This is a genomic window from Actinophytocola sp. (assembly GCF_050699915.1).
GTDB lineage: Bacteria > Actinomycetota > Actinomycetes > Mycobacteriales > Pseudonocardiaceae > Actinophytocola.
The window spans coordinates 1-6,557 of the sequence record NZ_JBOHGA010000293.1 but is presented as its reverse complement, the minus strand read 5'-3'; the positions used below and the strand labels follow the sequence as shown (position 1 = coordinate 6,557).

The 6,557-nt window shown below is 71.4% G+C and carries 6 protein-coding genes; 5 read left to right on the top strand and 1 reads right to left on the bottom strand.

Going from position 1 to position 6,557, the window contains the following annotated elements; all coding sequences use genetic code 11:
• The 5 genes from ACRDSK_RS30570 to ACRDSK_RS30550 all read left to right on the top strand — a co-directional run.
• Window positions 1-1,202: exo-beta-N-acetylmuramidase NamZ family protein (locus ACRDSK_RS30570; RefSeq protein WP_431444864.1), on the top strand; the 1,202-nt coding region annotated here is incomplete at its 5' end.
• A gap of 16 nt (window positions 1,203-1,218) precedes the next feature.
• The gene (locus ACRDSK_RS30565) at window positions 1,219-2,967 is read left to right on the top strand and encodes a serine hydrolase domain-containing protein (protein ID WP_431444863.1); all 1,749 of its coding nucleotides are present in this window, start codon (window positions 1,219-1,221) and stop codon (window positions 2,965-2,967) included.
• Between the two features lie 178 nt (window positions 2,968-3,145).
• Window positions 3,146-4,063, top strand: a complete 918-nt coding sequence (locus tag ACRDSK_RS30560) for a MurR/RpiR family transcriptional regulator (RefSeq protein WP_431444862.1) — start codon at window positions 3,146-3,148, stop codon at window positions 4,061-4,063.
• Between the two features lie 17 nt (window positions 4,064-4,080).
• A complete protein-coding gene (locus tag ACRDSK_RS30555) occupies window positions 4,081-5,004 on the top strand; it encodes an N-acetylmuramic acid 6-phosphate etherase (protein WP_431444861.1) in 924 nt (307 codons plus the stop codon).
• A 71-nt stretch (window positions 5,005-5,075) separates the two neighbouring features.
• The gene (locus ACRDSK_RS30550) at window positions 5,076-5,813 is read left to right on the top strand and encodes an alpha/beta fold hydrolase (protein ID WP_431444860.1); all 738 of its coding nucleotides are present in this window, start codon (window positions 5,076-5,078) and stop codon (window positions 5,811-5,813) included.
• Between the two features lie 135 nt (window positions 5,814-5,948).
• Here ACRDSK_RS30550 and ACRDSK_RS30545 read toward each other — a convergent pair.
• On the bottom strand, window positions 5,949-6,557 hold a 609-nt coding region (locus ACRDSK_RS30545), incomplete at its 5' end, for an oxidoreductase (RefSeq protein WP_431444859.1).

Here is a 6,557-nt window from a genome sequence, read left to right as displayed (position 1 = left end):
CCGCAACGCCTTCGGCCGGGCCGACGGCCAGTGGCGGCCATGGGCAGGTCACCCCGGCCGCCGACCTGCTCGCCGCGGACGGCTGGCGGCACCTGCGAGGGCGCAAGCTGGGCGTGCTCACCAACCCGACCGGCGTGCTGCGCGACCAGACCCACATCGTCGACTCGATGGTCGCCGCGGACATGCGGCCGACCGCGGTGTTCGGGCCCGAGCACGGCTTCCGCGGCACCGCGCAGGCCGGCGGGTCCGAGGGTGACTACCTCGACCCGCGCACCCAGATCCCGGTGTACGACGCGTACGCCGTGACCGCGGAGAAGCTGGCCGAGCTCTTCACCAAGGCGGGTATCGACACGCTCGTGTTCGACATCGCCGACGTGGGCGCGCGGTTCTACACCTACATCTGGAGCATGTACACGGCCATGCACGCGTCGGTCCTCACCGGCACGTCGGTCGTCGTACTCGACCGGCCCAACCCGGTCGGCGGCCGCCCGTACGGCCCGATGCTCGACCCGGCCTTCGCGTCGGGAGTCGGCCGCAAGCCGATCGTCCAGCAGCACGGCATGACCGTCGGCGAGCTCGCCCGGTTCTTCGACGCCGAGTTCCTGCCCGACGACGCCGGCGGCCGGCTGGACAGCCTCGAGATCGTCCGCCTCCGGGGCTGGCGGCGCGACGAGCTGTTCAACGAGACCGGCCAGCAGTGGGTCCTGCCGAGCCCGAACATGCCCACCCCGCTGACCGCGCTCGCCTACCCGGGCACCTGCCTGTTCGAGGGCACCGTGTTCTCCGAGGGCCGCGGCACCACCCGGCCGTTCGAGATCATCGGCGCGCCCGGGATCGACTGGCACTGGGCCGAGGCGCTCAACGCGGCCGGCCTGCCGGGCGTACGGTTCCGCGAGCACTACTTCGTGCCGACGTTCTCCAAGTGGGTCGGCGACACCTGCGGCGGCGTCCAGGTGCACATCACCGACGAACGCCGCTTCGAGGCCATCCGGACGGCGATCACCATGATCGTCACGGCGAAGCAGGTTCATCCGGACGTGTTCGGTTGGCGGCCGGACAACTTCATCGACAAGCTCTCCGGCTCCGACCGCCTGCGACTGATGATCGACGCGGGCGCCGGGGTCGACGAGGTGATCGGCGCCTGGCGGGGCGAGCTCGCCGCTTTCGCGAAGCAACGGGAGCGGTATCTCATCTACAGGTGACTACTTCGAGGTGGCCATGTTCAGGCGAACCGTGCTGTCCCTCGCCCTGCTCGCCGTGGTCGGCGTGCTCACCCCGGCGGCGAGCGTGAACGCCGAGCCGGGCGGTGGTGGCGCGACCGGCCGCTTCGACAGACCCCAGGACGGCTTCGCGCCGCCGCGGACCGTGCTGCGCGACGGCTCACCCCAGTCCGTCCGCCTCGACCCGGCGCCGATCGACGCGGCGCTGGACGCGGTCGACGGGTGGACCCGGCCCGACCCGGCGACCGGCCACCCGCTGTTCTCCGGCGCGGTGGCCCTGCTCGCGCACGACGGTGTCGTGGTGAAGCGGGCGACCGCCGGCGAGGCGGTCCGCTACGCCGACGGGGCGGGCACGGAGCTGCCGGAGGCCGAGCAGGTGCCGATGCGCACCGACACGATCTTCGACATGGCGTCGGTGTCCAAGCTGTTCACCTCGATCGCGGTGATGCAGCTCGCCGAGTCGGGCGAGGTGGACGTCGACGCGCCGGTGGCGACCTACCTGCCCGAGTTCGGCGTCAACGGCAAGGAGTCCGTCACCGTCGCCCAGCTGCTGACGCACACCTCCGGGCTCGTCGCGTGGCTGCCGCTGTGGTCGGCCTACCCGGACGTCCCGTCGCGGATCAAGGCCGTCATGGACGTGGCTCCGCACAACCCGCCGGGCAGCACCTACGAGTACTCCGACCTGAACCTGATCACGCTGGGCGTCCTGGTCGAGCGGATCACCGGCGAGACGCTCGACAAGGTGGTGGCCGAGCGGATCACCGGGCCGCTGCGGATGGTCGACACCGGCTACAACCCGCCGGCGAGCAAGCTGGACCGGATCGCCGCGACCGAGTACGCGGCGAACCCGCCGCGCGGCATGATCCGCGGCTCGGTGCACGACGAGAACGCCTGGTCGCTCGGCGGCGTCGCGGGGCACGCGGGCGTGTTCTCCACGGCCGGCGACATGGCGGTCCTGGCCCAGACGATCCTCAACGGCGGCACCTACCGCGGACACCGGATCCTGCGCCCGAGCACCGTGCGGGAGCTGCTCGAGAACCACAACGAGGGGTTCCCGGGCCACGACCACGGTTACGGCTTCGAGCTGAACCAGCAGTGGTACATGGGCGGACTGTCCGGTCCGCGCACCGCCGGGCACACCGGGTTCACCGGCACCGACGTGGTGATCGACCCGGCCTCGCGATCGTTCGCGATCCTGCTGACCAACCGGGTCCACCCGACCCGGAGCTGGGGCTCGATCAACGTCGCCCGGGAGACGGTCAGCACCGGCCTCGCGAAGGCGCTCGCGGTCCGGCCCGAGCACGGCCGGGACTCCTGGTATACCGGCCTCGGAGACGCCTCGCAGGCCACGCTGACGACCGTCGGGCTGCGACCGGAGGGTCCCGTTCGAGTGAACTTCGACGCCTTCGTCGACTCCGAATCCACGGATGTCCTGGTGCTCGAGTCGAGCATCGACGGGACTACTTGGACGGCGGTTCCGATGGACGTCTCGGGGGTCGGCGCACCGGACAAACCGGTCAATTCGCTGGCTGGGAACGGGCATCGGGCCTGGTGGAAGGTCGATGTTCGCATACCGCACGCTGCAGATATCACGCTGCGCTGGCGGTTCACTACTGACACCCGCTACACCGGGCGAGGAATTCACCTCGACGGCATCGTCGTCACGGACGGTGTCCGGATGCTCCTCAACGGTGAGAAAGAACCCCACAAACTGCAGGCCGACGGCTGGCAACCAAGATCACGATGAGAAACTTGTGGTGGTTGAAACGCTAACAACCACCCCCCCACCATCGATTCCGATGTTGAGCTAGCACGACGAAACAGGAAGTTTCCGCCTCGGTTGGGTAGCGTTGTCCACAGACAGCGGCTGCCGTCTTGTTGTCTCAGATGCCTGTTAGTAAGTTTCCCACGTGAGCGCGAGTGCCATGACCACACAACACACTGAGTCAAGTCCTCTGGTTCGCATCCGGTCGCTGCTGCCCGGTCTTGCTCGCGCAGAACAGCGCGTGGCCAAGGTTGTCCTGGACAGTCCGTCAACGGTTGCCCGTCGAAGCATCACCGAGGTGGCCGAGGCCGCCGGTACCAGCGAGACCACCGTCACCCGTTTCTGCAAGGCCATCGGCGTCGGCGGCTATCCCGAGCTGCGCATCGCCCTGGCGGCGGACACGGCCCGCTCCGAGGTCCACGCCGAGCGTGATCTCGGCGGCGAGATCGCCCCGGACGACGACCTCGCGAACGTGGTCGGCAAGGTCACCTTCGCCGACGCCCGCGCGGTCGAGGAGACCGCCGCCCAGCTCGACATCGAGATCCTCGAGCGGGTCGTCGCGGCCCTGGCCGGCGCGGGCCGGGTCGACGTCTACGGCGTCGGCGCGAGCGCGTTCGTGGCCGCCGACCTGCAACAGAAGCTGCACCGCATCGGGCGGGTCAGCTTCGCCTGGAGCGACACCCACATCATGCTGACGTCGGCCGCGGTGCTGGGCCGTGGCGACGTCGCCGTCGCCATCTCGCACACCGGCGCCACGGCCGACACGGTCGAGGCCCTGCGGGAGGCCCGGCGCGCCGGCGCGACGACAGTCGCGCTGACCAACTACCCCACCGCACCGATCAGCGAGGTGGCCGACCTGGTGCTGACCACCGCCGCGCGGGAGACGACCTTCCGCTCCGGCGCGATGGCCAGCCGGATCGCCCAGCTGACGGTGATCGACTGCCTGTTCATCGGGGTGGCCCAGCGTCATCTGGCCGACTCGATGAAGGCGTTGGACGAGACCAGGGACGCGGTGGGCGCCCACCGTCTGGAGACCCGTCACGACGGTCGCCGCAAGGCGCGGGAGACCGGTAAGTGATGCTTGGGGAGGCAAACATGACGGTGCCGCGCCAGGCCGTACACGTCGACTCGCCGACAGAGCGACGCAACCCGCGCACGGCCGACCTGGACCTGCTGTCCACGTTGGACCTCCTGCGGTCGATCAACGCCGAGGACCGCCTGGTGCCGGACGCGGTGGCGGCCGCGTTGCCGGCCCTGGCCACCGCCGTCGACCTGGCGGCCGAGGCGCTGCGGACCGGACACCGCGTGCACTACGTCGGCGCGGGCACGTCCGGTCGAATGGCCACGGCGGACGCCGCCGAGCTCGCGCCCACCTACAACGCGCCGCCGGACTGGTTCGTCGTGCACCACGCGGGTGGCGCGACGGCCCTGCGGAGCGCGGTCGAGGACGCCGAGGACGACGCGGACGCCGGTGGCGCTGCGCTCGCCCGCTCGGCCCGGCCGGGCGACTTCGTCCTGGGGCTGACCGCGTCGGGCCGGACCCCGTACGTGCTGGGCGCGCTGCGGGCGGCCGGCGCGCTCGGGGCGCGGACGGGTCTGGTCTTCTCGAACCCGCACGCGGTGGGGCTGTCGGACATCGACGTGCTGATCGAGGTGGACACGGGCCCCGAGGTGGTCGCGGGCTCCACCCGGATGAAGGCGGGCACCGCGCAGAAGCTGGTGCTCACCGCGTTCTCGACGGCCGTGATGGTAAAGCTCGGCCGGACCTACTCGAACCTCATGGTCAGCATGCGCGCGACGAACGCGAAGCTGCGCGGCCGCACGCTGCGCATCCTGCGCGAGGCGACTGGCGCCGACATGCACGAGTGCGCCGAGGCGCTGGACGAGGCCCGGGGCGACCTGAAGGTGGCGCTGGTGCACCTGCTGTCCGGCGTCGACACCGAGCAGGCCGCGGAGGCCCTCGCCGCCGCGGACGGGCACGTGCGCAAGGCCCTGATGACCGTGCGCGCCACGGTCTAGTACGAGTTCGTCGAGTCGGCGGGTCTTCGTTCGACGTCGAGGTGAGAGACACCGGACGAACGGAGATCATGATGGCTTACGCGCATGTCAACGGGCTCGACGTCTACTACGAGACACACGGTGACGGCGAGCCGCTCGTGCTGCTGCACGGTGGGCTGCTGACGATCGAGGGGACGTTCGCCGAGGCGTTGCCCCGCCTCGCGAAGTCCCGGAAGGTCATCGCGATCGAGCTGCAGGGACACGGGCGGACCGCGGACACCGACCGGGCCTTCACGCTCGAGCACCTCGCCGACGACGTCGTCGGGGTGCTCGACGAGCTCGGCTTCGAGCGGGCCGACTTCTTCGGCTACAGCCTCGGCGGGCTCGTCGCGCTGGCGGTGGGCATGCGCCACCCCGACCGGGCCGGCCGGCTCGCGGTCGCGGCCGTGCACTTCCGCGCGGACGGGTACCACCAGGAGATCTTCGACATGGACTCCGGCTCGGACCGGCTGCCGACCGAGGCGGACTTCCAGGAGATGCACGACGCCTACGTGGCCGTCGCGCCGGATCCCGGCCACTTCGAGGCCTTCGCGGCAAAGGCGTCGGCACTGCCCCAGCAGCTCGACTGGTCGGCCGAGGACCTCGGCTCGATCCAGTCGCCGGTCCTGATCGTCATCGGCGACCGGGACTTCGTCCGCGTCGACCACGCCGCCGAGATGCACACGCTGATCCCCGACGCCCGGCTGGCCGTCCTGCCGGACACGACCCACATGGGTCTGCTCCGGCGCGCCGACCGGCTGCTCCCGCTCGTGGAGGACTTTCTCGGCTGACGGGAAGGCGGGCCGAGCTCCGAGGGTCTCGGCCCGCTTCCGTGGGATCCCGTCCGCACAGCGAGAAGGGGACTCGCGAACTCCATGGTGCGAGCCCGCGGAAGAGGTGGTCTGGAGGCCGGCTGAACGCCCAGGTCAGCGGGCCAGCACCGCTTCGGCGATGCTCGTCGCCTCGCGGGCGCCGGCCTCGACCGCCTCGCAGCAGAGCACGATCCACTCGGCGAGTGCCTCGTCGGTGCCGGTGGCGAAGCCGGCGGCCGCCTCGGCGTAGCGGTCCGAGCGGCGCAGGAAGAACACCTCCGGCACGACCAGGCCCTTCGGGTCGAGCCCGGTGCCGATCGTCGTCAGCCGGGCCGCCGCGCGGGCCACGACGCCGTTCGCCGTGCGGAACGGGGACAGGGCCAGCAGCTCACCGTGCACGACCGCGACGAGCACCGCGCCGGGCACCGAGGTGCCGCCGGCCACGATGTCGCCCAGCAGGTCCAGCCGGCGCGTGACGCCGCGGCTCGCACGGGGCCGGCCCAGCTCCTCGTCGCTCGTCAGGTCCGTCGCGGCCAGCACGTGCAGCCGCGCGAGGGCCTGCATCGGCGCGCGCTGCCAGATCGGCACCAGCGTGCCCAGCGACTCGGCGATGCGCAGCGCGCCGGCCAGGTGCGGCTCCTCGACCTCGCCGGCCGCCGGGATCTCCGGGTCGCCGCCGTCCAGTGCGGCCGACGCCCGCGCCGCGCGCACCGACGCCTCCGC

What these genes read in the sequence shown, in the direction of transcription:
- ACRDSK_RS30550 (WP_431444860.1), top strand. Translation starts at nt 5,076, where the DNA reads ATGGCTTACGCGCATGTCAACGGGCTCGACGTCTACTACGAGACACAC.
- ACRDSK_RS30565 (WP_431444863.1), top strand. Translation starts at nt 1,219, where the DNA reads ATGTTCAGGCGAACCGTGCTGTCCCTCGCCCTGCTCGCCGTGGTCGGC.
- ACRDSK_RS30560 (WP_431444862.1), top strand. Translation starts at nt 3,146, where the DNA reads ATGACCACACAACACACTGAGTCAAGTCCTCTGGTTCGCATCCGGTCG.
- ACRDSK_RS30555 (WP_431444861.1), top strand. Translation starts at nt 4,081, where the DNA reads ATGACGGTGCCGCGCCAGGCCGTACACGTCGACTCGCCGACAGAGCGA.